This is a genomic window from Natronosporangium hydrolyticum (assembly GCF_016925615.1).
In the GTDB taxonomy this organism is placed as follows: domain Bacteria; phylum Actinomycetota; class Actinomycetes; order Mycobacteriales; family Micromonosporaceae; genus Natronosporangium; species Natronosporangium hydrolyticum.
Genome location: NZ_CP070499.1, coordinates 3,098,517 through 3,124,735, shown reverse-complemented (window position 1 = coordinate 3,124,735; position 26,219 = coordinate 3,098,517). Strand labels below are relative to the sequence as shown.

The window sequence follows — 26,219 nt, the reverse complement described above, 5'->3', positions numbered from 1 at the left end:
CCGGTGCTTACGCCACCCGGGTGGCCAGGCCCGGGTCGGGCGGGCCGCACCGGTCGGGGTGCAGGATGCCGGCGAGCGCGGCCACCCCGTCGACCAGGCGCGGGCCCGGCCGAGCGAACGAGGCGTTCGCGTCCACCGCCCATACCGGTACGCCGGCCGGTAGCGCGCCGGTCGCGACCAGCTGCTCGGTCAGCCGGCGCGAGCCGGCGAGGTCGAACCCGCAGGGCGCCGACACCACCACCGCCGGTCGTCCCGCCGCCACCTCCGCCCAGGAGGTTCGGGTCGAGGGTTGACCGGCGGCGCCGAGCACGCTGACCCCACCCGCGGCGTCGATCATGTCCGGCACCCAGTGCCCGGGTGCGAACGGCGGCTCGGTCCACTCCAACAGCAGGGTGGGCACCGGGTCGGCGCCGGCCACCGCGTCGGTGATCCCCGCCAGCCGGTCGGTCAGTGCCGTGGCCAGCTCGTCGGCCCGCTCACCGGTGCCGGTGGCGGCACCGAGCACCCGGACCGAGTCGATCACCTCGGCGAGCCGGTGCGGATCGATGGTGAGCACCTCCGCCCGGCAGGCCAGGTAGGCCAGTGCGTCGGCGACCTCGGTGACGTCGACCGCGCACACCGCGCACAGGTCCTGCGTCACCACCAGGTCAGCATCCAGGTCGGACAGTGCACCCCGGTCCAGGTGGTAGAGGTCTTCGCCGGCGGCCATCCGCTCGGACACCAACCGGTCGATCTCGGCCGGGTCGTCGGTAGCGGGCAATGCACTGGTCGACACGATCCGTCGCTGCCGGGCCGCCGGTGGGTGGTCGCACTCGAAGGTCACTCCGACCACCTGGTCGCCGGCGCCGACCGCGAACAGGATCTCGGTCGTCGACGGGAGCAGCGACACGATCCGCATGCCACCACCGTAGCGGCGAGCGGCGCAGCCGGCGACAGGGTCAGCGGCCGGCTGGGGCGTCCCGGCGCCGCAACAGGTACGTGTCCATGATCCAGCCCTTGCGGTCGCGGCCTTCCTGGCGGACCCGCACGATCTGGTCGGCGACCTCCCGCAACGGGCCGGCGACCAGCAGCTCGTCGTCGGTGCCGAGGTAGGCGCCCCAGTAGATGTCGAAGTCCTCGTCGACGTAGTGGATGAAGGCGCAGTGCGCATCGAGCATGACCACGATGTCGTCGACCTCGTCGGGCAACCCAGCGGCGAGTCGACGGCCGGTAGTGACCAGGAACGGGCGGCCGACCCGGTTGAGGGGGATCCGGTGCCGGGCGGCGAGCGTTGCCACGCTGCTGATGCCGGGGATCACCGTGTGGCTGATGCCGACCCGTCCTCGGGCCTGGATCTCCTCGACGACGGCGAGGGTGCTGTCGTAGAGGGCGGGGTCGCCCCAGACCAGGAAGCCGCCGGTGCCGCCGTCGGGAAGCTGCTCGGCGATCGCGGCTTCCAGCAGGTCGGCCCGCTCCCGCCGCCAGTCGTCGACCGCCCGGACATACCCCGCGGCGGTGCGGTCACGGTCCGGGTCGGCGACCGCCACCACCCGGTGGTCGGGCCGGGCGAACCGGGCCATCAGCTGCTGCCGCAACGCGATCAGGTCGTGCTTCTCCGCGCCCTTGTCGAGCAGGAAGAAGACGTCGGTCTGACCGATCGCCTCGGCGGCGGCCAGGGTCAGCTGGCCGGGGTCGCCGGCGCCGATGCCGATGATGTGGATCGTCCGCACGCGGTCACCCCTCCTGGTCAGCCGGCCGCTTCGCCGCCCGGTCCCGGCCCGGCGAATACAGGTAGCTGTCGGGGAAGGAATCGGCGGCGAGCACCGCGCCGACGATGATCACCGCGGTTCGGCGTACACCAGCAGCTTCGACCTGGTCGGCGATGTCGGACAGGGTGCCGCGGAGCACCACCTCGTCGGGCCGACTGGCGTTGGCGACGACCGCGACCGGGCACTGTGCTCCATAGTGTTCGACCAGCTGCGCGGCGAGGTCCCGGGTGCGGGCGACCGCCAGGTGCAGCACGATGGTGGCGCGGCTGCGCGCCAGCTCGGTGAGCTCCTCGCCGGGCGGCATCGGGGTGGACCTAGCCTGCGTCCGGGTGAGGATCACGGTCTGCCCTACCGTCGGCACGGTCAGCTCTCGCCGCAGCGTCGCCGCGGCGGCGCTGAACGCGGGGACGCCCGGGACGATCTCGCACGGTACGCCGGCCGCGTCGAGCCGGCGGGTCTGCTCGGCGACGGCGCTGAACACGGCCGGATCGCCGGAGCAGAGCCGCGCTACGTCGTGCCCGTCAGCGTGCGCCTCGACCATCGCGGCGATGATCTCGTCGAGGGTGAGGTCGGCGGTGTCGATCAGCCGCGCCCCGGGCGGGCAGGCGTCGAGCAGTTCGGTGGGGACGAGGCTGCCGGCGTAGAGGCAGACCTGGGCGCGGGCGATGATCCGCTGCCCGCGCACGGTGATCAGGTCGGCGGCGCCGGGGCCGGCGCCGATGAAGTAGACAGTCACGGCCGGCTCACCGCCCACTGCACCACCGGTCGGGCGGGTGCCCAACCGGTGAAGCTGCCGAGCGGTCCCGCCCGCTCCACCGACAGCCGGGTGAGGTCACCGCCGTGCCGGGCCGCCTGGTCGACCAGCGCCCGCTCGCCCTCCAGGGTGATGGCGTGCGCGACCAGCCGGCCACCGGGGCGCAGCGCGGCCCAGACGGCATCGAAGAGTTCGGGCGCGGTGAGTCCGCCGCCGACGAAGACCGCGTCGGGCGAGGGTAGGTCGGCGAGCGCGGCCGGGGCACGTCCCCGCACCACCCGCAGCTGTGGGACCCCGAGCGTACGGGCGTTGCGGATGATCCGATCGGCACGTTCGGCCCGGTTTTCGATCGCGATCGCCGCCGTGGTCGGATCGGTGCGCAGCCACTCCACCGCGATGCTGCCACTGCCGGCACCGACGTCCCACAGCAGCTCACCAGGGGTGGGGGCGAGCCGGGACAGGGCGGAGGCCCGCGCCTCCCGCTTGGTCAGAGCGCCGTCGTGCTCGAAGGCGTCGTCGGGCAGCCCCGGTGTCGTCGACAAGACCCGGGTGTCGGGGGCGGCGACGGTGCGGACGGCGACGATGTTCAGGTCGTCGGCCGGCCCGGCGTGCCACTGCTGAGCGTGACCGTCGATCCGCTGTTCGTGCTCCGAGCCGAGCGCCGCCAACACCGTCAGCTCGCTCGGGCCGTAGCCGGCGTCGACCAGCAGCTGCGCCAGCGTCGCCGGGGTGGTGGCGTCCGGGCTGAGGACCAGCAGCAGCCGGCCCGGAACAAGCTCGCGCCGCACCCGGTCGAGGTCCCGGGCGACCGCACTGCGCACTGTCACCTGCTCCACGGGCCAGCCCAGCCGGGAGCAGGCCAGCGTGATCGCGGACAGGTGGGGGAGCACCCGGACCCGGTCGCGGCCGAGGAGCCGCACCAGGTGGGCGCCGATGCCGAACCAGAGCGGGTCGCCGCTGGCCAGCACACAGAGGCGCTGTCCGGAGTGGTCGTCGAGCAGGGTCGGCAGGGCGGGCAGCAGCGGCGTCGGCCAGGGGACTCGTTGCGCTGGCAGGTCGGCCGGCAGCAGCGCCAGCTGGCGCCGGCCGCCCAGGATCACCTCTGCCTGGGCGAGCGCGGTCCGGCCGGGGTCGGGCAGGCCGGCCCAGCCGTCGGCGCCGATGCCCACCACCGAGACCGGTTGGTCGGGGTTCGCGGTGCTCATGCGGTGCCACGGTAATCCAGCCGATCGGGCCCCTGCCGCGGCGGGGGAGGGTGTGAGATCATCGTTCGACGGCACGGTGAGGAACGCCGGTGGGTCAGCTCCCAGCGAGGAGCGGCGAATCCGGGGCGGTCCCGCCACTGTGACCGGAGCCGGCTGCCGCCGGTTCCGGGAGCCAGACACTCGCCTGCCGTGCCGCGCCGCCAGCGCTGTTGTGCGTCGGCGCGGTCGGTGACCGGCCGCGGGCGAGGACCCGTGCGAGGTGAGAGGTGTGACCGTGCGGTCCTACCCGTTCTCCGCTGTCGTCGGCATGGACGACATGGCGTTGGCGTTGAGTCTGTGTGCTGTCTCCCCAGCGATCGGCGGGGTGCTGGTCCGGGGTGAAAAGGGCACCGCGAAGTCGACTACGGTCCGGGCGCTGACCGCGCTGCTGCCGGCGGTCGACGTGATCGAGGGGTGCCGGTTCTCCTGCGCGCCGGACGCGGTAGATCCGCAGTGCCCGGACGGGCCGCATCCGGCGCCGGTCTCGGCGCGGACCCGGCCGGCTCGGTTGGTGGAGCTGCCGGTCGGCGCCAGCGAGGATCGGGTGCTCGGCGCGCTGCATCTCGAACGCGCGCTCAGCGAGGGCGTTACCGCATACGATCCCGGGCTGCTCGCGGCGGCGCATCGGGGGCTTCTTTACGTCGACGAGGTCAATCTGCTGCCTGACCACCTCGTCGACGTGCTGCTCGACGCGGCGGCGATGGGCCGGGCGACGGTGGAGCGGGAGAGCGTCTCGGTGACCCATGCTGCCCGGTTTGTCCTGGTGGGCACGATGAACCCGGAAGAGGGGGAGCTGCGCCCGCAGCTGCTGGACCGCTTCGGTCTCACCGTCGAGGTGGCGGCTAGCCGCGACCCGCAGGTCCGGGCCGAGGTGATGCGCCGACGGCTGGCCTACGAGGCCGACCCGGCAGGGTTCGCCGCCCGCTACGCCGAGGCCGACGCGGCGTTGGGTGCCCGGGTCGCCGACGCCCGCAAACTTCTGCCGACGGTACGGCTGACCGATGAGATGGTGACCCGAATTGCCGCCCTCTGTGCCGCCGCCGACGTCGACGGGGTGCGTGCCGACCTGGTGATCGCCCGGACCGCGCTGGCGCACGCCGCCTGGAGCGGGCGCACCGAGGTCGTCAACGGCGACGTCCGGGTCGCCGCCCGACTCGCCCTGCCGCACCGGCGTCGCCGCAACCCGTTCGACCCGCCGGAGCAGGACCAGGCCGACCTCGACCGGGCGCTCGACGACGCCGGCCTGGACGACACGCCGCCCGGCGAGCCGGACCCGCCCGCGGGCGGCCCACCGCCGGATGGTCCGCCCGACCCGGACGGACCGGATGACCCAGTTGACGGGCCCGATGGGCCGGGTGACGGGCCGGATGGGCCCGACGGGCCCGATGGGCCGGGTGATGCTCCACAACAGCCGGACGGGCCGGCCGGCCAGGCCGGCGAACCGCCGGCCGGCGCCGCGCCGGAGCAGCAACAGCGCGACCCGGAAGGTGCTGGCGCCCCGCCCCAGCCGCGACCAGCGCCGGCCGGCGCGCCGTACCGCGCGAGGGTGTTGCGGGTTCCCGGCACCGGCGCCGGGGTGGCGGGTCGGCGCTCGGCGGCGATGACCACCACCGGGCGCCAGGTCGGCTCGCAGCGGCCGGTCGGCGGTGCTGCCGGACGGCCGCACCTGGTGGCGACGTTGTCCGCCGCCGCGCCGCACCAGCGGGCCCGGGGTCGGCGCGGGCCCGGCATCCTGCTCCGCCCCAGCGACGTACGGTTGCCGGTGCGGCAGGGCCGGGAGAGCAACCTGATCCTGTTCTGCCTGGACGCCTCGGGGTCGATGGGCGCCCGAGCGCGGGTGGGTGCGGTCAAAGCGGCGGTGCTTTCGCTGCTACTCGATGCCTACCAGCGGCGGGACAAGGTCGGGCTGGTGACCTTCCGGGCCGCCGCCGCGGAGCTGGCGCTACCGCCAACCTCGAGCGTGGAGGTGGCCGCTGCCCGGCTGGCGGCCCTGCCCACCGGTGGGCGCACCCCGTTAGCGGAGGGTCTGTTGCGCGCCCGGGAGGTGCTGCGGGTCGAGCGGGTCCGTGACCCCCGGCGTCGCCCGCTGCTGGTGGTGGTCACCGACGGCCGGGCGACCGCTGGAGCCGACGCCCTCGCCCGGGCGCGGCACGTCGCCGGGCTGCTGGCCGCCGAGGGCACGCCCGCCGTGGTGGTCGACTGTGAGCAGGGTCGGATGCGGATGCGGCTCGCCGCCGATCTTGCCGGGCGGCTCGGTGCCGAGCATCTGCCCCTGGAGAGCGTCGCCGCCGACGCGCTCACCGACGCGGTGCGTTCCCGCACCACCTCCCGAGCTGCCGGGACCGTCCGATCTGGAAGCGAGGCCAGCTGATGCCGCAGGGTCAACCGGCCACGGTGCCCGATGACGGGCTGACCACCCGGCAGCGCCGCAATCGGCCGCTGCTGGTCGTCCACACCGGTGAGATGAAGGGGAAATCTACCGCCGCGTTCGGGCTGGCGCTGCGGGGCTGGAACCAGGGCTGGTCGATCGCGGTGTTCCAGTTCGTCAAGAGCGCCAAATGGACCGTCGGTGAGGAGAGCGCCCTGCGCGCCCTCGGGCAGCTCCATGAGCAGACCGGGCAAGGCGGACCGGTCGCCTGGTACAAGATGGGCGCCGGCTGGAGCTGGAGCCGTACCCAGGGCACCGAGGTCGACCACGCGGCCCAGGCCGCCGAGGGTTGGGCCGAGATCAAGCGGCGGCTCGCCGAGACCGAGCACGACCTGTATGTGCTGGACGAGTTCACCTACCCGATGAAGTGGGGCTGGGTGGACGTGGCCGAGGTGGTGGACACGCTCCGGCAGCGTCCCGGTCGCCAGCACGTGGTCATCACCGGCCGAGACGCCGACCCCCGACTCGTCGAGGCGGCTGACCTGGTCACCGAGATGACCAAGATCAAGCACCCGATGGACGCCGGGCAGAAGGGCCAGCGGGGGATCGAATGGTGAGCATCCCGCCGCGGGTGCTGATCGCCGCGCCCGCCTCCGGCCAAGGCAAGACCACCGTCGCCACCGGCCTGATGGCGGCGCTGCGGCAGCGGGGTCTGACGGTCAGCGGCCACAAGGTCGGCCCCGACTACATCGACCCGGGCTACCACGAGTTGGCGACCGGTCGCCGCGGCCGCAACCTGGACCCCTTCCTGCAGGGCGAGCAGCGGATCCTGCCGTTGCTGCGGCACGGCGCCACGGTCGGTGGCGCCGCGGACATCGCGGTCGTCGAGGGGGTGATGGGCCTGCTCGACGGCGCGGTCGGCCGGGCCGGCTTCGCCTCCACCGCGCATGTCGCCCGGCTGACCCAGACCCCGGTGCTGCTGGTGATCGACGTCTCCGGCACCTCCCGCAGCGTGGCCGCGCTGGTGCACGGCTTCGCCACCGTCGACCCGCAGCTCACGCTCGCCGGGATCATCCTGAACAAGGTCGGCTCGCCCACCCACGAAGCGGAGATCCGGGAGGCGGTCGGCGCGATCGGCGTGCCGGTGCTCGGGGCGCTGCGCCGGAACCCGGAGCTAGACACCCCCAGCCGGCACCTCGGGCTGATCCCCGCCGCCGAGCGGGCGGTCGCTGCTCGACGTGCGGTCGATGCGCTCGCCGGTCACGTCGCCGCCGGGGTCGACCTGGACGCGGTTCTCGCCGTGGCGCGTCGCGCACCGGACATGTCCGGACCGGCCTGGGACCCGACCGCCGAACTGGGCGGGCTCACCGCCGACGCGACCGTGGCGGTCGCGGCCGGGTCGGCGTTCACCTTCCGGTACGCCGAGACCGACGAGCTGCTGACCGCGGCCGGACTCCGGCTCGCCCCGGTCGACCCGCTGCACGACCCGGGGCTGCCCGACGGTGCCGCCGGGCTATACCTCGGCGGCGGCTTCCCCGAGGTGTACGCGGAAGGTCTGTCGGAGAATGCGCCGCTGCGCCGCGCGGTGGCCGACGCGGTAGCGGGCGGCCTGCCGGTAGTGGCGGAGTGCGCCGGCCTGCTCTACCTCGCCCGCGACCTCGACGGTGCGGCGATGGCCGGGGTGCTCGACGTGCGTGCCCAGATGACCGACCAACTGACGCTCGGCTACCGGGAGGCCCGCGCCGCCTCCGCCAGCCTGCTCGCTGCCGCCGACGACCCGGTAACCGGGCACGAGTTCCACCGCACGCAAGTGGAGCCGGTGTCCGAGCAGGCGCCGGCCTGGCGGTTCCTGCCCCGGCCGTCCGCTGCCCACGGCACCGCTGTGCCCACTGCGGATGGGGTGGTGGCCGGTTCCGTGCACGCCTCCTACCTCCACGTGCACTGGGCCGGCTACCCGGCGCTGGCCGGCGGATTCGCGGTCGCCGCCCATGGGCACGCCACCGGGGAGAGCCTCGCCCGCCCCGGCGTACCGACCGGGCCGGCCCCGGCCCGCAGGCCCGGCAATCCGGGCGCGGCGCCCGGGCCCCGCCCCTCGGCCGACACGGCTGAGCTCGGTCTGGTCACGCTGGTCGGTGCCGGCCCCGGGGATCCTGGTCTGGTGACGGCCCGGGGCCGGGAGCGGCTCGCCGAGGCCGATGTGGTGGTCGCCGACCGGCTCGTGCCCCACTCGCTGCTGGCGACGCTGCGGCCGGAGGTGCGGGTGGTGGACGTGTCGAAGCAGCCGCGCGGCGCGTTCGTCCCGCAGGAGCGGATCAACGAGATCCTGATCGCCGAGGCCCGCGCCGGCCATCGGGTGGTGCGGTTCAAAGGCGGCGACCCCTTCGTCTTCGGCCGCGGCATGGAGGAGGTGCAAGCCTGCCGGGCCGCCGGCGTGCCGGTCGAGGTGGTGCCCGGCGTCTCCAGCGCCATCGCGGTCCCCGAGCTGGCCGGGGTGCCGGTCACCCACCGCGGGTTGACTCAGGGATTCACGGTGGTCTCCGCGCACCTGCCGCCGGGCGACCCGGGCAGCACCGTCGACTGGGCCGGGGTGGCCGCTGCCGGCACCACCATCGTGCTGCTCATGGCGGTGCACACGCTGCCCGAGGTCACCGCCGCGCTACTCGCGCACGGCCTGGACCCGGCGACCCCGGCGGCCAGCGTCGAGAACGGCGGCACCGAACGGCAGCGGGTGCTGACCGGCCGGCTGGCCGACATCGCCGAGGTCGCGGCGGCCCATGACCTGCACGCGCCGGCCGTGACCGTGATCGGAGAAGCGGCGGCGTTCGCTAGCCCGACTCCTCCAGGTCACCCTCGACCTCGAGGTACGCCTGGCGCAGCGCGTCTAGCAGCTCCGGGTCGGGCTTAGCCCACAGGCCCCGGTCGGCCGCCTCGGTGAGCCGCTCGACGATGCCGCGTAGCGCCCACGGATTGGACCGGCGCAGGAACGCCTGATTCTCCGGGTCCAGCACGTAGCCGGTGGCGAGCTGCTCATACATCCAGTCGGTTACCACCCCGGCGGTGGCGTCGTAACCGAACAGGTAGTCCACTGTGGCGGCCATCTCGAACGCGCCCTTGTAACCGTGCCGGCGCATCGCGGTGATCCAGCGGGGGTTGACCACCCGGGCCCGGAACACCCGCGCGGTCTCCTCGGTCAACGACCGGGTGCGGGTCGCGTCCGGGGTGGTGCTGTCACCGATGTATGCCCGCGGGGCCTGCCCGGTCAGCGCCCGCACGGTGGCGATCATCCCGCCGTGGAACTGGAAGTAGTCGTCGGAGTCGGCGATGTCGTGCTCGCGGGTGTCGGTGTTCTTCGCCGCCACCGCGATCCGCCGGTACGCCGACTCCATGTCCTCGCGGGCGGGTCGGCCGTCCAGGTCCCGGCCGTAGGCGAAGCCGCCCCAGACGGTGTAGACCTCGGCCAGGTCGGCATCGTCGCGCCAATTGCCACTGTCGATCAGCGGCAGCAACCCGGCTCCGTACGCCCCTGGTTTGGAGCCGAAGATCCGGGTGGTGGCGCGGCGCTCGTCGCCGTGCTCGGCGGCGGCGGCGCGAGCATGCGCGGCGAGGAAGTTCTGGTCGTCCGGCTCGTCGCGCGCCGCGACCGCCCGGATCGCGTCGTCGAGCAGCAGCACCACATGCGGGAACGCGTCCCGGAAGAAGCCGCTGATCCGCAGGGTCACGTCGATCCGGGGGCGGTCCAGGTCGGCCAGCGGGATGATTTCGAAGCCGGTGACCCGCCGGGAGGCGGCGTCCCAGGTCGGTTGGGCCCCGATCAACGCCAACACCTCGGCGATGTCGTCGCCGGAGGTGCGCATAGCCGAGGTGCCCCACGCCGAAAGCCCGACCGAGCGGGGCCAGTCGCCGGTGTCGCGACGGTAGCGCTCCAGCAGCGACGTCGCCATCGCCTGCCCGGTCTCCCACGCCAGCCGGCTCGGGACGGCCTTCGGGTCGACGGTGTAGAAGTTGCGGCCGGTCGGCAACACGTTGACCAAGCCGCGCAACGGCGACCCGCTCGGCCCGGCCGGCACGTAACCGCCGTCGAGGGCGTGCAGCACCGCGTCGAGCTCACCGGCGGTGCCGGCCAGTCTCGGCACGACCTCGGAAGCGGCGAAGTCGAGTACCCGCTTGACCAGTTCGCCGCGCGGGTCGTCGGCGCCCGACAAGGTGTCACCCAGGACTTCGGCGCAGACCTCGTCGATCGCGGCCTGCGCCCATTCGCGCTGCTCCATCGCCGCCACCAACCGCCGGGCCACCGCCTCGATCCGGTCGACCTCGGCGGTCTGGTCAGCGGTGCCCTCGTCGAGCCCGAGCGCGGCCCGCAGCCCGGGCACCGCGCCGGCCTGACCGCCGAAGACCTGCCGAGCCCGCAGGATCGCCAGCGTCAAGTTGACCCGGGCCTCCCCGGCCGGCGCCTGACCGAGCACGTGCAGGCCGTCGCGGATCTGCGCGTCCTTGACCTCGCACAGCCAGCCGTCCACGTGGAGCAAGAAGTCGTCGAACTCCGCGTCGTGGGGTCGCTGCTCCAAGCCCAGGTCGTGGTCGAGGCGGGCGGCCTGGATCAGGGTCCAGATCTGCCCCCGGATCGCCGGCAGCTTCGCCGGATCCATGGTGGCCACGTTGGCGTACTCGTCGAGAAGCTGTTCCAGCCGGGCGATATCGCCGTAGCTCTCGGCCCGGGCCATCGGCGGCACCAGGTGGTCCACGATGGTGGCGTGTGCCCGTCGCTTGGCCTGCGCGCCCTCGCCAGGATCGTTGACCAGGAACGGATAGACCAACGGCAGGTCGCCGAGGACGGCGTCCGGGCCGCAGCTGGCCGACAGCCCGAGGTTCTTGCCGGGCAACCACTCCAGCGAGCCGTGCTTACCCAGGTGCACCACGGCGTGGGCACCGAACTCCTCGTCCAGCCACCGGTAGGCGGCCAGATAGTGGTGGGTCGGCGGCAGGTCCGGATCGTGGTAGATCGCCACTGGATTCTCGCCGAATCCGCGCGGCGGCTGGATCATCAGCAGGATGTTGCCGGCGCGTAGGCCGGCGAGGACGATGTCGCCAGGGCCGTCGCCGGTGGAGTCGACGAAGAGTTCGCCGGGTGGCGGCCCCCAGTGCTCGGTCATCGACTCCCGCAGCTCCGCCGGGAGCGCCTCGAACCAGCGCCGGTAGGTCTCGGCAGGCACCCGAACCGGATTGCCGGAGAGCTTCTCCTCGGTCAACCACTCTGGATCCTGCCCGCCCGCCGCGATCAGCGCGTGGATAAACCGGTCGCCGTCGTCCTCGCCAGGAGTGAGGCCGGGCAGCGCGCCGGGGCCGTCGAGCGGGCCGACGTCGTACCCGCGCTCGTGCAGCGCCCGCAGCAGCAGCACCGCGCTGGCCGGCGTGTCCAGCCCGACGGCGTTGCCGACCCGGGCATGCTTGGTGGGGTACGCGGAGAGCACTACGGCGATCCGCCGTTGCGCCGGCGGGAGGTGCCGCAACCGGGCGTGGCGGACGGCGATACCGGCCACTCGGCGGGCCCGCTCCGGGTCGGCGACGTAGCGCGGCAGCCCGTCGGAGTCGGTCTCTTTGAACGAGAACGGCACCGTGACCAGCCGGCCGTCGAACTCCGGCACCGCCACCTGGGTAGCGGCATCGAGCGGGCTGAGGCCGTCGTCGTTGTCGGACCAGGTGTCCCGGTCGCTGGTCAACGCCAGCGCCTGCAGGATCGGCACGTCGAGGGCGGCCAGCGCACCCACATCCCAGGCATCGTCGGCGCCGCCAGCCGACGCGTCCGCCGGTCGGGTGCCCCCGGCGGCCAGCACCGTGACCAGCAGCGCATCGACCGTGCCCAGGGTCTCCAGCAGCTCCGGGTCGGGGGTGCGCAGGCTGGCGCAGAAGATCGGCAGCGGGATCCCACCCGCGTCCTCGACCGCTGTGCAGAGCGCGTCGACGAAGGCGGTGTTGCCGCTGAGGTGGTGCGCCCGGTAGTAGAGCACCCCGACGGTGGGGCCGGTCACGGTCCGCGCCTCGCGTGCCAGTACGCCCCAGGCGGGCTGCTCGGCCGGTGGCGCGAATCCGTGACCGGTCAACAGCAGCGTGTCGCTGAGGAACCCGTACAGCTCGCGCAGATTGTCCGGGCCGCCCTGGGCCAGGTACGCGTGGGCCTGTGCGGCGATGCCCCGGGCCACGGTTGAGCGGGCCATCAGGTCGGCGTCGGGCAGCTGCTCGCCGCCGAGCGCCACCACCGGCAGATCGCCGCCGAGCAGGGCGTCGAGGCAGGGCTGCCACATCCGGTAGCCACCGAGGATGCGTACCACCACGATGTCGACGCCGTCGAGCAGCGGGGCGAGCGCAGCCGGGTCGTCGCCGACTCGGGCCGGGTTGGCCAGCCGGAACTCCACGCCGCTCGCCCGGGCGCTGAGCAGGTCGGTGTCCGAGGTGGATAGAAGCAGAATCGTGCCGCCACCAGCGGTGGACATGGATGACTCCTCCCCGGGTCCGCGCCCGTGGTCGTCGGTCGCGGTCGACCGGAGTGTCTGGCTCCCGACCCGACCGAAGCCGGACCGGTGACAGTGGCGGGACCGCCCCGGACTCACACCGGGTTCCTCCCTGCCGACCGCGTGATGCTCAGTTCGCCGCGAGGATGCGACGACACCCACTCTACGATGAACGGGTGTCGGCTGTCTCCTCCGCATCCCCCCGTGACGGCGGTGACCGCTGTCCGGGCGCCCTCCGTGCGCACCAGGCCGCCGACGGTGCATTGGTCCGGGTGCGGATCCCCGGGGGCCGGGTGACGAGTGCCCAACTCCGGCGGCTCTCCGCCGCCGCCCGGCGGGACGCGGACGGCACCCTGGAGCTGACCTCCCGCGGGAACCTGCAGCTACGCGGCATCAGCGACGAGGCGGGCGTCGGCCGCCTCGCCGGTGACCTGGCGGAGATCGGCCTGTTACCCAGCGTCAGCCATGAACGGGTCCGCAACCTCATCGCCTCCCCGCTCAGTGGGCTCGACCAGGCCGGGCACCTCGACATTCGCCGGCTAGTCAGGCAGGTGGACGCGGCGGTGTGCGGCGATGCCGATCTCGCTCACCTCAGCGGCCGGTTCCTGATCGCCCTCGACGACGGCCGGGGCGACGTCACCGGGCTCGGTGCCGACCTGTGCTGGACCGCCGGCACCGGGGCGCTGCTGGTCGCCGGTGCCGACCTGGGCCTGCGGATCGATCTCTACTCGGTGCCAGATGCGCTGGTCACGGCCGCCCGGGCCTTCCTGGCCGTGGCGGCGGGCCGTCGCGACGTGTGGCGGGTCGCGGACCTGCCCGGGGCGCCGGCCGCGATCGTGGCATCCCTCGGTGGCCCCACGGCCGACCCGGTGCCGGCGCCCCGGGCGGGCCCGCCCCGCCTCGGCGGCCACCGGCACGGGTTCGTTGTGGCGATGGCGCCACTGGGTCGGCTCACCGCCGCCCAGGCAGACGCCATCGCCGACCACGCAGCGACCGGCGAGCTGGTGACCACTCCGTGGCGCAGTGTGGTGGTGCCCACCGCGGCCCCGGCGGCGGACCTGGCCGCAACCGGACTGATCGTTGACCCAGCGTCGCCGTGGGTGGGGGTGACCGCCTGCACCGGTCGGCCGGGCTGCGCCAGCGCGCTCGCCGATGTCCGCGCCGATGCCACCGCCGTCCTCGCCGCCCTCGCCGCCCACGAGCCATCCGAGGGCTGCACATCCGGGGGCCACGGCCCATCCGGCGTCGACGACCTACCACTGCACTGGGCCGGGTGCGACCGGGTCTGCGGTCGCCCGGCCGGGCCGGTGGCGGTGGCGGTCGCCACCGGAGCCGGCTATCGTGTCGCGGGCCCTGGGGGCGAGCACCACGGCCCGCTCCCGCAGCGGCTCGCCGAGGCACGGAGACCACGTTGAGCTACGAGTACGTCCGCGACGGCGCCGAGATCTACCGTCGGTCGTTCGCCACCATCCGCGCCGAGGCCGACCTGTCCCGGCTACCGAGCGACGTTGCCCGGGTAGTGGTCCGAATGATCCACGCCTGCGGCATGGTCGACCTGGTGGACGATGTCGACGCCCACCCCGAGGTGGTCGCTGCCGGGCATGCCGCCCTGGTCGCTGGGGCACCGATCCTGTGTGACGCGGCGATGGTGGCCGCCGGGGTGACCCGCAGCAGGCTGCCCGCCGACAACGAGGTGCTCTGCACCCTGCGAGAGCCGGCTGTGCCCGGTCTCGCCCAGACCCTCGGCACCACCCGCAGCGCTGCCGCGATGCAGCTGTGGACCGACCGCCTCGATGGCGCGGTGGTGGCGATCGGCAACGCCCCCACGTCGCTGTTCCGGCTGCTGGAGATGATCGATGAGGGGGTCGGCCGGCCAGCGGCGGTCGTCGGCGTCCCGGTCGGCTTCATCGGTGCCGCCGAGTCAAAACAGGCGCTCGCCGCCCACCCAGCCGGCATTCCCTACCTGGTCGTGCACGGCCGGCGAGGCGGCAGCGCAGTTACGGCGGCGGCCGTGAACGGCATAGCGAGCGAGGTGGAGTGACATGACCCAGCCCGGCACGCTCTACGGCGTCGGAGTCGGCCCCGGTGACCCCGAACTGTTGACCGTCAAAGCGGCCCGGCTCATCGGCGAGGCCGACGTGGTCGCCTACTATTCCGCGCGGCATGGGCGTTCTATCGCTCGCTCCATCGTCGCCGGCCTGCTGCGCGACGACCACCGCCACGAGCCGCTGGTGTACCCGGTGACCACAGAGGAGACCGACGATCCGGCCGGTTACGAGGGCGTCATCCGGCAGTTCTATGACGACAGCGCCGAGCGGCTCGCCGGGCACCTGACCGCAGGGCGCAGCGTGGTGGTGCTCTGCGCCGGGGACCCGATGTTCTACGGCTCCTACATGTACCTGCACGAGCGCCTCGCGCACCGGTTCCCGGCCGAGGTAGTGCCCGGCGTGACCTCGGTCAGCGCCGCCTCCGCCGTACTCGGCCGGCCGCTGGTGGAGCGCGACGAGGTGCTCACGGTTCTGCCCGGGACACTGCCCGCAGAGGAGTTGGCCCGGCGCCTCGCCGACACCGACGCCGCCGCCGTGCTCAAGCTGGGCCGTACCTTCGACGCGGTCCACACCGCGCTCGATGACGCCGGCCGGTTGCCCGAGACCTGGTACGTCGAGCGGGCCACCTCACCTCGGGCCCGGTACGCGCCGCTGGCCCAGGTGTCTGCCGACGAGGTGCCGTACTTCTCGCTGGCGTTGCTGCCCAGCCCGACCAGCGCCGCCGCCCGCGACGACCGACCCGTGCCGGCGCCGGTAGCGCAGGGCGAGGTGGTGGTGGTGGGGCTGGGACCGGCCGGGCCGCGCTGGCTCACCCCGGAGACCTCCCGAGCGCTGCGGGAGGCGGAGCATCTCGTCGGCTACGGCCCTTACGTCGACCGGGTGCCGGTCCGCCCGGGCCAGCAACGCCACACCTCCGGCAACCAGGTGGAGACCGACCGGGCAGCCCAGGCGTTAGAACTGGCCCTGACCGGCGCCCGGGTGGCGGTGGTCTCCTCCGGCGATCCGGGCGTCTTCGCCATGGCCGCCGCCGTCTACGAGGTGGCCACCGCGCATCCCCGGTTCGCCGACGTTCCCGTGCGAGTGTTGCCCGGGTTGACCGCGGCGCAGGCCGCCGCCAGCCGGATCGGGGCCCCACTCGGGCACGACTTCGCGGTCCTGTCGCTCTCCGACCGGCTCAAACCATGGCCGGTGATCGAGGCCCGGCTGGCCGCCGCGGCCGCGGCCGACCTGGTCCTGGCGCTCTACAATCCGGCATCGGCGGCGCGCCGGTGGCAGGTTGGTGCCGCCCGGGACGTGCTGTTGCAACATCGCGACCCGAAGACGCCGGTGGTGGTCGCGCGCGACGTCGGCCGTGCGAGCGAAGCGATCACCGTCACCACGCTGGCCGAACTCGACCCGGCGACCGTAGACATGCGGTGTCTGCTGCTCGTGGGTTCGTCCACCACCCAGGTCAGCACTCGTGGCGACGACTCCATCGTGGTGTGGACGCCGCGCACCTACCCTGGCTGAGCCGCGTCCTGCCGCTGGTGGCGCCCTCCGTCAGCGGTACGGGGCCGGTCGATCATGACTACGGGCAGGCCCTAGCGCAGGACCTCTTCAAGGTTGTCGGCGGTGAGGACGCGGCTGGTCCAGGTTTCGAGTTGGTCGATGGTGGCGGCGTGGACGCGGTCGAGCGCGGTCGGGGGGAGTGGGCCGAATTTTAGGCTGAGGAACTGCGCCAAGGCCTCGGCGCGCCCGCGGGCTTCTCCCCGGGCTTCGCCGCGGGCTTCTCCCCGGGCTTCGCCTCGGGCTTCGCCGCGGGCTTCGAGTTGTTCGGCGGTGGTCACGAACGCCTCCTCTGCTGCCGGTCCGAGTCCTGCGAACAAGTGGTGCAACTGCTCGACGGGTGCTTCGCCTACTCGCTCAATATACGTCAGGAGGGTGACGAAATCCTTGGTGCCGTCGGGTCGCCGCAACACCGCCCGAAGGTCATCGGCCCAGTTCTGGAGGTCTTCGGCGAGGTTGGCGTTGCCGCTGGCGATCTTCAGTAGCAGTAGCGTCATCCGGACCGGCGGGGTGACCGGCCGGGCCCGGAGCGCCGCCTCGTCCACCATCGTCAGGTCATCCAGCATGAACCGTAGCCGTGGCAGGTGTTCACCGGCGCTCTTGGCGGTGTCGGGGTCCAGATCCAGGACGTCGGCGAGCTCGGTCGGGGCATCCCATGGTCGGCGGTTGTGGTGCACGACGAGTGGGATCACCACCGGTAGCCGTTGCGCTTTGGGACGTTCGGCGAGGTATCGGTCCCAGATGCGGACCATGTATCGCAGCATCCGGAACGACATGAGCTCATCGGTGCTGCTCTGATGTTCGACGAGCACGTAGATGAATGCGTCGCGGCCGGCGAGCGGCGCGGTGAACAACAGGTCGGTGTGCCGCCACCGTAGTTCGGCGTCTACAAAGCTTCCCGCTACTCGGTTCAGCCGTCTCAGATCCAGCTTGTCTGCCAGCTCCGGGGGCAGCACCGCTTGCAGCTGCGAGGCGGCGTTCGCCGGTTCACCTAGCATCCTTCGGAACACCGCGTCATGAGGACTCGCTTTTCCCGACATGGCCGGCAACCTACCGGGGGCTACCGACGCTCACCGGGCGGCCGCCGGGACGCTACCCCGGTTGAGTCGCCACCCACCGAACCGCCGCCGGCACGGTGGTGACGATCGCCGGCAGCGGCGGCGACACTGGCCGGTCGATGATGAGGACGGGTATGCCCCGCTCCCGCGCGGCGACCAGCTTCGCCTCGGTCAGCGACCCACCACTGTCCTTAGTGACCAGCAGGTCGATCCGGTGTGCGCGTAGTAGCTCTCGCTCGTCCGCGAGCTGGTAGGGGCCACGGCTGCGCAGCAGTTGCACATGCTCGGGCACTGGCTCATCAGGCGCGTCGACCACCCGGGCCAGGAACCACCGGTCGGTCAGGCCCCAGAACGCCGGTAGGCTCTGCCGGCCGGTTGTGAGCAGCACCCGACGGCCCAACGCGGGCACTGCGGCAACCGCCGACGCCAGGTCGGGCACCCGGTGCCACTCGTCCCCGGGCTGGGGGTGCCACCCGGGCCGCTCGAGCCGTAGGTGGGGCAGCCCGGTGGTCACCGCGGCCTCGGCTGCCGAGAGTCGGATCCGGGCAGCGTAGGGGTGGGTGGCGTCAACCAGCACCTCAATGCCCCGCTCGGTTAGCCAGCCTGCCAGCCCAGCCGCCCCGCCGAATCCGCCGATCCGCACCTCGCCGACGGGCAGTCTCGGGTTCGACACCCGTCCGGCCAGGGACGAGACAACGGACATGTCAGGACGGTTGGCGAGCGCCGCCGCTAATGCCCGCGCTTCGGCGGTGCCCCCGAGGATGAGCACCCGCTTCGCAGCTGTATCGCGCGAGGCGCTGGCTGCCGTCTCTTGCCCGGCGCGGATCAGCGCAGGACCTCTTCGAGTTGTTCGGCGGTGGTCACGAACGCCTCCTCTGCTGCCGGTCCGAGTCCTGCGAACAAGTGGTGCAACTGCTCGACCGGTGCTTCGCCTACTCGCTCAATATACGTCGCGGACATTCCGGGCTTGGTGGGCTGGGCAGCACTGACGGCTAAGGCAAGTCTGCGCCAAGGGCTTCGGCGATCACGCGGTACTCGGGCCGGATCGTGGTCGTGCCGGACTCAAGCTGCCAACAGGTGTCCTCAAGTATCCGCGCCAGGGTCCAGCCGGCGGCGCGGTGGCGGTCCAGGCCCGCCGCCTCGACCAGCAGATCGAACCGGCCGCGTACCCCGGCCACCGGACCCCCTTGCACCAGAAGCTCGGACCAGCGGTTGCGGAGCGCCGGGAGCAGTTCGAACCCGGGCTCGCCGGCCAACGGCTTCGGGTCGATCGCTAGCCACGGCTCCCGCTGGCCGGCGAGAACGTTGCCGTAATGGAGGTCCCAGTGCAGCAGCTGGTGTTGCCGAACCGGCAACAACTGCGCCAGCGTCGAGATTGCGGTTTGCCACAGCCGTTGGTCCGCCGGCTCCGTTAGCCGTGGCGCGGAAGCCTGCGCTCGGGGGAGAAGGTCGGCGGCGAGCTCATCGAGTCTCCGTAGGCCAGCCGGCGCGGGCACCGCCACCAGTCGGCCGAGGAGGGCGGCGAGGATCGGCAGTGCCTGGGGCAGCGGACAATCGGCCAGTGTCTATTCGGCGTCGAGCCGCTCCAGCAGCATCGCGCCGCTGGTGTGATCGTGGCGGAGCAGCCGTACCGCACCGTCGGCCCGCCAAGTCTGGAGTGCGAGGGGTTCGCCGCGGGTTTCGTCGTCGACCGCTTGCAGCTTGAGCACTGCGGGTCCGTGAGCCGGGGAGATAACCGGCAAGACCAGGGCGCAGTCGCCGCATCGGGGCGCCCCGTCGAGCCGCAGCTGCCACCGTTCCAGGTACGACTCCGCTAGCGCCGGCAACCCGGCTACCCAGGCTCGGCCAGCCTCGCCATGGTAACTGGCCTGTGCTCGCCGCAGTGGCTCCGGGACCACGACGCGGTAACGCGGTCGCATCCGACTACCGTACGGCGGCGGTCGGGCCCGGCTGCGGCGCGGCCGGGCTGTCTAGAATCGCTGGTAATGGACGAGTTGGCGGGTGGCGAGGGCGCGTGGCGGTTCGATGGTGAGACGGTGCGGCTCGACTACCGGACCGACCGGGGGCAGGATCCGATGCTTGCCCAGCTGGGTCGATGCGAGGTCGCGATCGGAGCGGTGGCGGGGGTCGAGTTCCGGCCGAAGGCGGCGTGGCGGCGCTGGTCGCTGGAGCTGGTGCTGCGGGACGGCATGGACCCCTATGCTGCGGTCGGGGCGGCGTTGAGTAAACGGTCCCACCCGTTTCGGTTGACCGGCCCAGCGAAGACCACCTTGCTCGCTGAGTATTGGGCAGACCAGGTGCGGTATATGGCGGGGCAGGCCGCGACCACACCGATGTCGGCCCAGGAGCGTCGGCGCGCGCTGGTGGCGTTGGTGGCACCGTTGCCGATGCACATCCAGACCAGCGAGGGGGTCGCCTCGTTCGACGGCGCGACAGTACGGCTGCTGTGGTCGGGCGCGTCCGCGGGTCGGCGTAAGCGACGGGCGCAGCGGCGGGAGTTCCCGCTGACCGCGCTGGCGAAGGTGGAGTGGGCGCCCTCGGACGGGTGGGAGTGGGGTTATCTGCGACTGATCGCCGAGGGCGACCAGGGCGAGACGGCGACCAAGCCGAAACAGGACCTAACCTGTCTGCGCTGTGATGAGGGCAAACAGGGGGCGGCGGGGCTGCTGCTGGCCGCTACGATCACCGCCCATCTGTTCGCCGATCGGGCCGAGGCGACGCCCGCGCTTCCGAGCCCCGGGCCGGAGAGCAAGGCGTTGTCGGAGCTGGCGGCTGGTAGTGAGCGGACCAGTGAGCTGTTGCAGATGCTGGAGCAGCTGCGCGCGGCCGGGGTGTTGACCGAGGCCGAGTTCGCCGCCAAACGCGCAGATCTGCTCGGGCCGAGTTGACCGGCCACGGCCCGGTCTACACCTGACTGAGCAGGAACGCCACAGTGAAACCGAGCACGGTGACCAGGCCGGTCGGCGGTCCTGCGTGGTCGAAGGCCTCGGGCATCATGGTGTCGGCGAGCATGGTCAGCACGGCCCCGGCCGCGAAAGCCTGGGTGGCCGCGATCGCCGCCGGGGAGGCGCCGCCGAGCAGCAGGTAACCGGCGGCCGCCGCGAGCGCTGACGCGAGGGCGATGCCGCCCCAGAGGCCCATGATCCATCGCGGCGAGTGGCCCGCCCGGCGGAGGCCATTACCCGCGGAGATCGACTCGGCGAGGTTGGAGAGGAAGACCGCCGCCACCACCGCGACGCCGATCCGTTCGTCGGCGAGCACGGTTACCCCGATCACCACCGACTCGGGGATTCCATCCAGCAGCGACCCCAGCGCGATCGCGTTGCCTGGCCCGGGTGGCGGCGGGGTCCGGCAATCGCCGCATCGTTTGTGATGGCGCGGCCCGGCCCGGCTCACCAGCAGGCTGCCGAGAAAGAAGGTCAGGCCACCGGCGGCCAGGCCGGCGGCGAGGACCCCACCGCCGGCGCGGGCGTACGCGTCCTGGGCGAGTTCGATGCTCAGCGCGCTGATCAGCACCCCGGCTCCGAGCGCCATGATCCAGCCGACGGCTCGGGGCGGAATCTGCACCGACAACGCGACGGCCGCACCGATGACCAGCGCCAGGCCGCCGAGTAGCCCGGCCCCCGCTGCAAGCCACATGGTAGCCAGCAGATCACGCAGGGCTATCAACGCTGGGCAGGCGCGCCGCTGGCGGGTGCTGTGCGGTGTGCGCGAGGACGCCCCGGGAGGGTTCCGGCGGGATCTCCACCGTACGGAGCGTCGATGGGTTAGCCTCCGGAGAAGTGGTCATGGCGGCGGGGAGGAGGTGCGGGGTGGGCCTGCCGGAGTGGATCGGGCGGTGGCCGGTGCTGCGGCAGCTCACCGGGGCCGACCGGCTGGGTCGGGGCGCCGCCGCCTCGTCCGCCCGCAGCGAGTCGCTGACGCCCCGCACCGACGCGGCGGACCGGGTGGTGAAGTCGATCTGCCCCTACTGCGCGGTCGGCTGTGGGCAGGATGTCTACGTCGACGGCAACACCGTGACCCAGATCGAGGGCGACTACGACAGCCCGATCTCCCGGGGCCGGCTGTGCCCCAAGGGCGCCGCCAGCGAACAGCTGGTCAACTCGCCGACCCGGGTCACCAAGGTCCGGTACCGGCGCCCGTACGGCACCGACTGGGAGGACCTGGACCTCGAAACCGCGCTGGACATGATCGCCGATCGGGTGATCCAGACCCGGCGGGACACCTGGCAGGAGGCCGACGCCGACGGGCGGCGGTTGAACCGGACCATGGGCATCGCGCATCTAGGTGGGGCGACCCTCGACAACGAGGAGAACTACCTGATGAAGAAGCTCTACACCGCCTTAGGGGCGGTCCAGGTGGAGAACCAGGCGCGGATTTGACACTCCGCGACGGTCCCCGGTCTGGGGACCTCGTTCGGGCGGGGCGGCGCCACCAACTTCCAGCAGGACCTCCAGCACGCCGACTGCATCGTCATCCAGGGCTCGAACATGGCCGAGTGTCATCCGGTCGGTTTTCAATGGGTGATGGCTGCCAAGGAGCGGGGGGCGGCGGTGATCCACATCGACCCGCGGTTCACCCGGACCAGCGCCCTGGCCGACGTGCACGTGCCGCTGCGGGCCGGCAGCGACATCGCCTTCCTGGGTGGGCTGATCAACTATGTGCTCAGCCACGGTAAGGAGTTCCGCGAGTACCTGGTCGCGTATACCAACGCGCCAGCGATCGTCCGCGAGGACTTCCAGGACACCGAGGACCTGGCCGGTCTCTTCTCCGGCTTCGACCCCGAGAGCCGCACGTACCAGCCGGCGAGCTGGCAGTATGAAGGCGTCCGGGCGGCGGCCGCGGCTGGTCACCCCGAGATGGGGCTCGGCCTCGACGGCCATGACGAGCGCGCTGGCGAGGAACGGTTGGGCGCGGCTGGGGAGCCGTTGACCGGCAAGCCACGCCTCGATCCGAGCTTGACCGACCCGCGCTGCGTCTACCAGCTGCTCAAGCGGCACTTTGCCCGTTACACCCCGGAGTTGGTCGAGCAGGTGTGCGGGGTGCCGGCGGCGATGTTCGCGACGGTGGCCGAGGCGATCACCAGCAACTCCGGCCGGGAACGGACCACTGCCTGGGTCTACTCGGTCGGCTGGACCCAGCATACCGTCGGGGTGCAGTACATCCGGACCGCCGCCATTCTGCAGCTGTTGCTGGGCAACATCGGCCGGCCCGGCGGGGGTATCCTGGCGCTGCGCGGTCACGCCTCCATCCAGGGTTCGACCGACATCCCCACGCTCTTCAACATCCTGCCCGGCTATCTGCCGATGCCGCGGGCGCATCAGCAGCAGAGCCTCGACGAGTTTGTGGCGGCCGACGCGGGACAGACCGGGTTCTGGGGCAACATGCGGGCCTATCTGGTAAGTCTGCTCAAGGCATGGTGGGGCGAGGCCGCCACCGCCGAGAACGAGTTCTGCTTCGACTATCTGCCCCGGATCAGCGGCGACCACGGCACCTACCGCACGGTTTTGGACCAGATCGCGGGTACGGTCAAGGGGTACTTTGTGGTCGGCGAGAACCCGGCGGTGGGATCGGCCAACGCCAAGCTGCAACGGCTCGGTATGGCCAATCTGGAGTGGCTGGTCGTGCGGGACCTGCAACTGATCGAATCAGCTACCTTTTGGCGCAACGGGCCGGAGATCGAGACTGGGGAGCTGATCACCGAGCAGATCCCGACCGAGGTGTTCTTCCTGCCAGCCGCCGCCCACACCGAAAAATCCGGCACCTTCACCAACACCCAGCGGCTGTTGCAGTGGCGGCACCAGGCGGTCGAGCCGGTCGATGACCAACGCAGCGAGCTGTGGTTCTACTACCACCTCGGCCGCCGGATCCGGGCGAAGCTGGCCGGCTCCACCGACCCGCGAGACCGGCCCATCCTCGACTTGACGTGGGATTATCCGACCACCGGCGAAGTCGCTGACCCGGATGCGGCGGCGGTGCTGCGGGAGATCGGCGGGGTCGGCCCGGACGGTGCGGCGCTATCCACCTTCACCCAGCTCCGTGACGACGGGTCGACCACGTGCGGCGCATGGATCTACTGCGGTTGCTTCGCGCACGAGGTGAACCAACCCGCGCGCCGTAAGCCCGGCAGCGAACAGTCCTGGGTGGCCCCAGAGTGGGGCTGGGCCTGGCCGAACAACCGGCGTCTGCTCTACAACCGGGCCTCGGCCGACCCGGCCGGGCGGCCCTGGAGCGCCCGGAAGGCGTACCTGTGGTGGGATTCGGAGCAGCGTCGTTGGGTGGGCGAGGATACGCCGGACTTCGAGGCCGACAAACCGCCCGACTTCACGCCGGCGCCCGGCGCGCGGGCGGAGCACGCGCTCGCCGGCACCGACGCCTTCATCATGCAGAGTGACGGGCGGGCCTGGCTCTATGTGCCGACCGGCCTCCTGGATGGCCCGCTGCCGACCCACTACGAACCGCCCGAGTCGCCGGTGCCCAATCCGCTCTACGCCCAGCAGGCCAACCCGACCCGGCAGGTCTACCCGCACCGGGCCAACCGGCTCAACCCCAGTCGGTCACCGGTCTTCCCCTATGTGCTGACCACCTACCGGCTCACCGAGCATCACACCGCGGGTGGGATGAGCCGGTTCCTGCCGTACCTCGCGGAGCTGCAACCGGAGCTGTTCTGTGAGGTCGCACCCGCACTCGCCGCGGAGCGAGGGCTGTCGCACCTCGGGTGGGCGACGGTGGTCACCGGGCGGGGGGCGATCGAGGCCCGGGTGCTGGTGACCGAACGGATGCGGCCGCTGACCATCGCCGGGCGGACCATCCACCAGGTCGGCGTGCCATACCACTGGGGGCCGAACGGACTCTCCACCGGTGACGCGGGCAACGAGCTGCTGGGCGTGGTCCTGGATCCGAACGTCCACATCCAAGAGTCGAAGGCGGCGACCTGCGACATCATCGCGGGGCGCCGGCCGCGGGGCGCGGCGCTGAGTGAGTTCATAGCCGAATACCAGCGGCGGGCTGGTATCACCGAGCAGACCGGGACCGAAGGAGCGACGACGTGACCGAGAACCTGCTTTCCGGGCCGGTGGCCGACGTGGCGGGGCAGGCCGGGCACCCGCCGGACCATCCACCCCGGATGGGATTCTTCACCGACACCAGTATCTGCATCGGCTGCAAGGCCTGCGAGGTGGCGTGCAAAGAATGGAACCTGGTCCCCGACAACGGATTGGAACTGCGGGGCACCTCGTACGACAACAGCGGGGACCTGGGGGCGAACACGTGGCGGCACGTCGCCTTCGTGGAGCAGACCCGCCCGGCCGGCCAGCGGCCGGTGGCGCTGGGAATGCCGGCGATGGGCCCGCCGGCCGGCCAACAGGCCGCGGACCCGGACCGGGATGTGAGCTGGCTGATGATGTCGGACGTCTGCAAGCACTGCACCCACGCGGCCTGCCTGGATGTCTGCCCGACCGGGTCGCTGTTCCGCACCGAGTTCGGCACCGTCGTGGTCCAGGAGGACATCTGCAACGGGTGCGGCTACTGCGTTCCAGCCTGTCCGTACGGGGTGATCGACCTGCGGCCGGGGGACGGCCGAGCGTGGAAGTGCACGCTCTGCTACGACCGGCTGCGCGGCAGCCAGGAGCCGGCCTGTGCCAAAGCATGTCCGACCGACTCGATCCAGTTCGGTCCCTGGGACGAGCTGCGGGAGCGGGCGCAGCAACGGGTGGCGCGGCTGCAACAACAGGGGGTGCCGAACGCCCGGCTCTACGGCGCCGACCCGACCGATGGCGTCGGCGGCGACGGCGCTTTCTTCCTCCTGCTCGACGAGCCCGAGGTCTACGGGCTGCCGCCTGACCCGGTGGTCACCACCCGGGACCTACCGGCGATGTGGCAGCGGGCCGGGGCGGCTGCACTCGCGGCCGCGGGCATCATCGCGGCAGCGTTTCTAGCGGGCCGGCGATGACGGCGGCGGGAAGCGGTCGCCGCGGTGATCCGGCGGCGACCGTGCCGGAGGCCGAGTTCCGCTCGTACTATGGGCAGCCGATCATCAAGGCGCCGACCTGGAAAACCCCGGACGTTCCGCTCTACCTCCTCTTCGGCGGGACGGCTGGCGCGACCGCGGTGATGGCGGTGCTCGCCGAGGCGACCGGTCGGCAACGGCTGGCGCGGGCCGGTGCGGTGGCAGCGGCCGCAACGGCGGCCAGCGGCACCATCGCGCTCATTCATGACCTGGGGCGCCCGGCCCGGTTCCTCTACATGCTCCGGGTGGCCCGGCCGACCTCGCCACTGAGTATGGGCTCCTGGCTGTTGGCGGCCTTCGGCACGCTCAGTGGGGTGGCGGGGACGACCGCGGTCACCGGCTGGTTTCCCCGACTTGGCCGGGCCGCCGGGTGGGCCGCCGGCCTGCTCGGCCCGGCGATGATGACCTATCCGGCGGTGCTGTTCGCCGATACTGCGGTACCCGCGTGGCACGAGGCGTACCGGGAGCTGCCCTTCCTGTTCGCCGGCAGCGCGTTGGCGAGCGGTGCCGGCGTCGGGCTGCTCGCCGCCCCGACCGGCGAGAGCGCGCCCGCCCGCCGGCTGGCGGTGGCCGGTGCGGCGCTGGAGTTCGCCGCCGAGCGGCGGTTGGAGGGTCGGCTCGGAGCGCTGGCCGAGCCGTATCGGCAGGGTGCCGCCGGGCGGTGGCTGCGGGCGGGGCGGGCGCTGAGCGTCGCTGGCGCGCTCGGTGCGCTGGCCGGTCGGCGGAGCCGGGTCGCGGCGGCGGTCTCCGGAGCGGCGTTGCTGGCCGGTGCATTCTGTGTCCGCTTCGGCGTGTTCGAGGCTGGCCGAGCCTCGGCGCGGGACCCGCGGTATACCGTGGTGCCCCAGCGGGCCCGGTTAGCTGCCCGCAACGGTGACGGGAAACTCGGCGAAGCCAAGCTCGGTGGCGCCAAGTTCGGTGGCGCGAAGGAGGAGTAGCC

At 72.4% G+C, this 26,219-nt stretch carries 18 protein-coding genes, 3 pseudogenes and 1 riboswitch; of the genes and pseudogenes, 11 read left to right on the top strand and 10 right to left on the bottom strand.

The annotated features are described in order from the left end of the window. Nucleotides 1–7 precede the first annotated feature (7 nt). Genes JQS43_RS13875 through cbiE form a run of 4 tightly spaced genes read right to left on the bottom strand, consistent with a single transcriptional unit; the run spans nucleotide 8 to nucleotide 3,707 of the window. Nucleotides 8–898 (bottom strand): ABC transporter substrate-binding protein, encoded by an 891-nt coding sequence (locus JQS43_RS13875; protein WP_239674807.1) that lies wholly within the window; start codon nucleotides 896–898, stop codon nucleotides 8–10. Nucleotides 899–938: 40 nt separating this feature from the next. Continuing rightward, nucleotides 939–1,709, bottom strand: a complete 771-nt coding sequence (gene cobF, locus JQS43_RS13870) for a precorrin-6A synthase (deacetylating) (protein WP_239674806.1) — start codon at nucleotides 1,707–1,709, stop codon at nucleotides 939–941. 4 nt (nucleotides 1,710–1,713) lie between these two features. Beyond that, nucleotides 1,714–2,484, bottom strand: a complete 771-nt coding sequence (gene cobM / locus JQS43_RS13865; protein WP_239674805.1) for a precorrin-4 C(11)-methyltransferase — start codon at nucleotides 2,482–2,484, stop codon at nucleotides 1,714–1,716. Next, a complete protein-coding gene (cbiE, locus tag JQS43_RS13860; RefSeq protein ID WP_239674804.1) occupies nucleotides 2,481–3,707 on the bottom strand; it encodes a precorrin-6y C5,15-methyltransferase (decarboxylating) subunit CbiE in 1,227 nt (408 codons plus the stop codon). The genes cobM and cbiE overlap by 4 nt, the downstream gene beginning before the upstream one ends. 307 nt (nucleotides 3,708–4,014) lie before the next feature. Between cbiE and JQS43_RS13855 the strand changes: the two genes are divergently transcribed. The 4 genes and pseudogenes from JQS43_RS13855 to cobA all read left to right on the top strand — a co-directional run bounded on the left by JQS43_RS13855 (nucleotide 4,015) and on the right by cobA (nucleotide 9,019). Next, nucleotides 4,015–6,117: a VWA domain-containing protein gene (locus JQS43_RS13855; RefSeq protein ID WP_239679435.1), complete on the top strand. Its 2,103-nt coding sequence runs from the start codon at nucleotides 4,015–4,017 to the stop codon at nucleotides 6,115–6,117. After that, a complete protein-coding gene (cobO, locus tag JQS43_RS13850) occupies nucleotides 6,117–6,731 on the top strand; it encodes a cob(I)yrinic acid a,c-diamide adenosyltransferase (RefSeq protein ID WP_239674803.1) in 615 nt (204 codons plus the stop codon). Before JQS43_RS13855 ends, cobO begins: the two co-directional genes overlap by 1 nt. Next, a pseudogene (locus JQS43_RS13845) lies at nucleotides 6,725–8,101 on the top strand (cobyrinate a,c-diamide synthase); the annotation flags it as partial. The gene cobO and the pseudogene JQS43_RS13845, both read left to right, overlap by 7 nt. Next, the gene (gene cobA / locus JQS43_RS13840) at nucleotides 8,075–9,019 is read left to right on the top strand and encodes a uroporphyrinogen-III C-methyltransferase (protein ID WP_275581091.1); all 945 of its coding nucleotides are present in this window, start codon (nucleotides 8,075–8,077) and stop codon (nucleotides 9,017–9,019) included. The pseudogene JQS43_RS13845 and the gene cobA, both read left to right, overlap by 27 nt. On the opposite strand, the gene cobN is transcribed toward cobA, so the two are convergent. After that, entirely contained in the window at nucleotides 8,940–12,602 is a 3,663-nt protein-coding gene (gene cobN / locus JQS43_RS13835) for a cobaltochelatase subunit CobN (RefSeq protein WP_239674802.1), read from the bottom strand. The two genes, cobA and cobN, sit on opposite strands and share 80 nt — an antisense overlap. Before the next feature lie 51 nt (nucleotides 12,603–12,653). Next, nucleotides 12,654–12,731: riboswitch (cobalamin riboswitch) on the bottom strand. 65 nt (nucleotides 12,732–12,796) lie between these two features. On the opposite strand from cobN, the gene JQS43_RS13830 reads away from it, so the two are divergent. Genes JQS43_RS13830 through JQS43_RS13820 form a run of 3 tightly spaced genes read left to right on the top strand, consistent with a single transcriptional unit; the run spans nucleotide 12,797 to nucleotide 16,177 of the window. After that, complete coding sequence (locus JQS43_RS13830) at nucleotides 12,797–14,035, top strand: precorrin-3B synthase (RefSeq protein WP_239674801.1); 1,239 nt, start codon at nucleotides 12,797–12,799, stop codon at nucleotides 14,033–14,035. Next, the gene (locus JQS43_RS13825) at nucleotides 14,032–14,661 is read left to right on the top strand and encodes a precorrin-8X methylmutase (protein WP_239674800.1); all 630 of its coding nucleotides are present in this window, start codon (nucleotides 14,032–14,034) and stop codon (nucleotides 14,659–14,661) included. The genes JQS43_RS13830 and JQS43_RS13825 overlap by 4 nt, the downstream gene beginning before the upstream one ends. A gap of 1 nt (nucleotide 14,662) precedes the next feature. After that, nucleotides 14,663–16,177: a precorrin-2 C(20)-methyltransferase gene (locus tag JQS43_RS13820; RefSeq protein WP_239674799.1), complete on the top strand. Its 1,515-nt coding sequence runs from the start codon at nucleotides 14,663–14,665 to the stop codon at nucleotides 16,175–16,177. A 71-nt stretch (nucleotides 16,178–16,248) separates the two neighbouring features. On the opposite strand, the gene JQS43_RS13815 is transcribed toward JQS43_RS13820, so the two are convergent. The 4 genes and pseudogenes from JQS43_RS13815 to JQS43_RS13805 all read right to left on the bottom strand — a co-directional run bounded on the left by JQS43_RS13815 (nucleotide 16,249) and on the right by JQS43_RS13805 (nucleotide 19,190). Continuing rightward, nucleotides 16,249–17,253, bottom strand: a complete 1,005-nt coding sequence (locus JQS43_RS13815) for an Rpn family recombination-promoting nuclease/putative transposase (protein WP_275580895.1) — start codon at nucleotides 17,251–17,253, stop codon at nucleotides 16,249–16,251. A 52-nt stretch (nucleotides 17,254–17,305) separates the two neighbouring features. Beyond that, on the bottom strand, nucleotides 17,306–18,040 hold the full coding sequence (locus JQS43_RS13810; protein WP_239674797.1) for a cobalt-precorrin-6A reductase: 735 nt from the start codon (nucleotides 18,038–18,040) through the stop codon (nucleotides 17,306–17,308). Between the two features lie 56 nt (nucleotides 18,041–18,096). After that, on the bottom strand, nucleotides 18,097–18,231 hold the full coding sequence (locus JQS43_RS26065) for a hypothetical protein (RefSeq protein WP_275580894.1): 135 nt from the start codon (nucleotides 18,229–18,231) through the stop codon (nucleotides 18,097–18,099). Between the two features lie 32 nt (nucleotides 18,232–18,263). Beyond that, nucleotides 18,264–19,190: pseudogene (locus JQS43_RS13805) on the bottom strand (aminoglycoside phosphotransferase family protein). 66 nt (nucleotides 19,191–19,256) lie between these two features. On the opposite strand from JQS43_RS13805, the gene JQS43_RS13800 reads away from it, so the two are divergent. Continuing rightward, a complete protein-coding gene (locus JQS43_RS13800) occupies nucleotides 19,257–20,159 on the top strand; it encodes a DUF4429 domain-containing protein (protein WP_239674796.1) in 903 nt (300 codons plus the stop codon). A gap of 16 nt (nucleotides 20,160–20,175) precedes the next feature. Here the strand turns inward: JQS43_RS13800 and JQS43_RS13795 are convergent, their stop codons facing one another. After that, entirely contained in the window at nucleotides 20,176–20,910 is a 735-nt protein-coding gene (locus tag JQS43_RS13795; RefSeq protein ID WP_239674795.1) for a ZIP family metal transporter, read from the bottom strand. Between the two features lie 173 nt (nucleotides 20,911–21,083). Between JQS43_RS13795 and fdh the strand changes: the two are divergent. The 3 genes and pseudogenes from fdh to nrfD form a co-directional block, all read left to right on the top strand. Next, nucleotides 21,084–24,320 (top strand): annotated as a pseudogene (fdh, locus tag JQS43_RS13785) (formate dehydrogenase); the annotation flags it as partial. Continuing rightward, the gene (locus tag JQS43_RS13780) at nucleotides 24,320–25,222 is read left to right on the top strand and encodes a 4Fe-4S dicluster domain-containing protein (RefSeq protein WP_239674792.1); all 903 of its coding nucleotides are present in this window, start codon (nucleotides 24,320–24,322) and stop codon (nucleotides 25,220–25,222) included. The pseudogene fdh and the gene JQS43_RS13780, both read left to right, overlap by 1 nt. Next, nucleotides 25,219–26,217 carry an NrfD/PsrC family molybdoenzyme membrane anchor subunit gene (nrfD, locus tag JQS43_RS13775; protein ID WP_239674791.1) on the top strand — a complete coding sequence of 333 codons (999 nt, stop codon included), beginning with the start codon at nucleotides 25,219–25,221 and terminating at the stop codon, nucleotides 26,215–26,217. The genes JQS43_RS13780 and nrfD overlap by 4 nt, the downstream gene beginning before the upstream one ends. Nucleotides 26,218–26,219 lie beyond the last annotated feature (2 nt).

Excerpts from the sequence above, each read along its gene's own strand:
- JQS43_RS13875 (WP_239674807.1), bottom strand. The coding sequence starts at position 898 with ATGCGGATCGTGTCGCTGCTCCCGTCGACGACCGAGATCCTGTTCGCG.
- cbiE (WP_239674804.1), bottom strand. The coding sequence starts at position 3,707 with ATGAGCACCGCGAACCCCGACCAACCGGTCTCGGTGGTGGGCATCGGC.
- JQS43_RS13855 (WP_239679435.1), top strand. The coding sequence starts at position 4,015 with ATGGACGACATGGCGTTGGCGTTGAGTCTGTGTGCTGTCTCCCCAGCG.
- cobO (WP_239674803.1), top strand. The coding sequence starts at position 6,117 with ATGCCGCAGGGTCAACCGGCCACGGTGCCCGATGACGGGCTGACCACC.
- cobN (WP_239674802.1), bottom strand. The coding sequence starts at position 12,602 with ATGTCCACCGCTGGTGGCGGCACGATTCTGCTTCTATCCACCTCGGAC.
- JQS43_RS13820 (WP_239674799.1), top strand. The coding sequence starts at position 14,663 with ATGACCCAGCCCGGCACGCTCTACGGCGTCGGAGTCGGCCCCGGTGAC.
- JQS43_RS13815 (WP_275580895.1), bottom strand. The coding sequence starts at position 17,253 with ATGTCGGGAAAAGCGAGTCCTCATGACGCGGTGTTCCGAAGGATGCTA.
- JQS43_RS26065 (WP_275580894.1), bottom strand. The coding sequence starts at position 18,231 with ATGTCCGCGACGTATATTGAGCGAGTAGGCGAAGCACCGGTCGAGCAG.
- JQS43_RS13800 (WP_239674796.1), top strand. The coding sequence starts at position 19,257 with ATGGACGAGTTGGCGGGTGGCGAGGGCGCGTGGCGGTTCGATGGTGAG.
- JQS43_RS13795 (WP_239674795.1), bottom strand. The coding sequence starts at position 20,910 with ATGTGGCTTGCAGCGGGGGCCGGGCTACTCGGCGGCCTGGCGCTGGTC.
- nrfD (WP_239674791.1), top strand. The coding sequence starts at position 25,219 with ATGACGGCGGCGGGAAGCGGTCGCCGCGGTGATCCGGCGGCGACCGTG.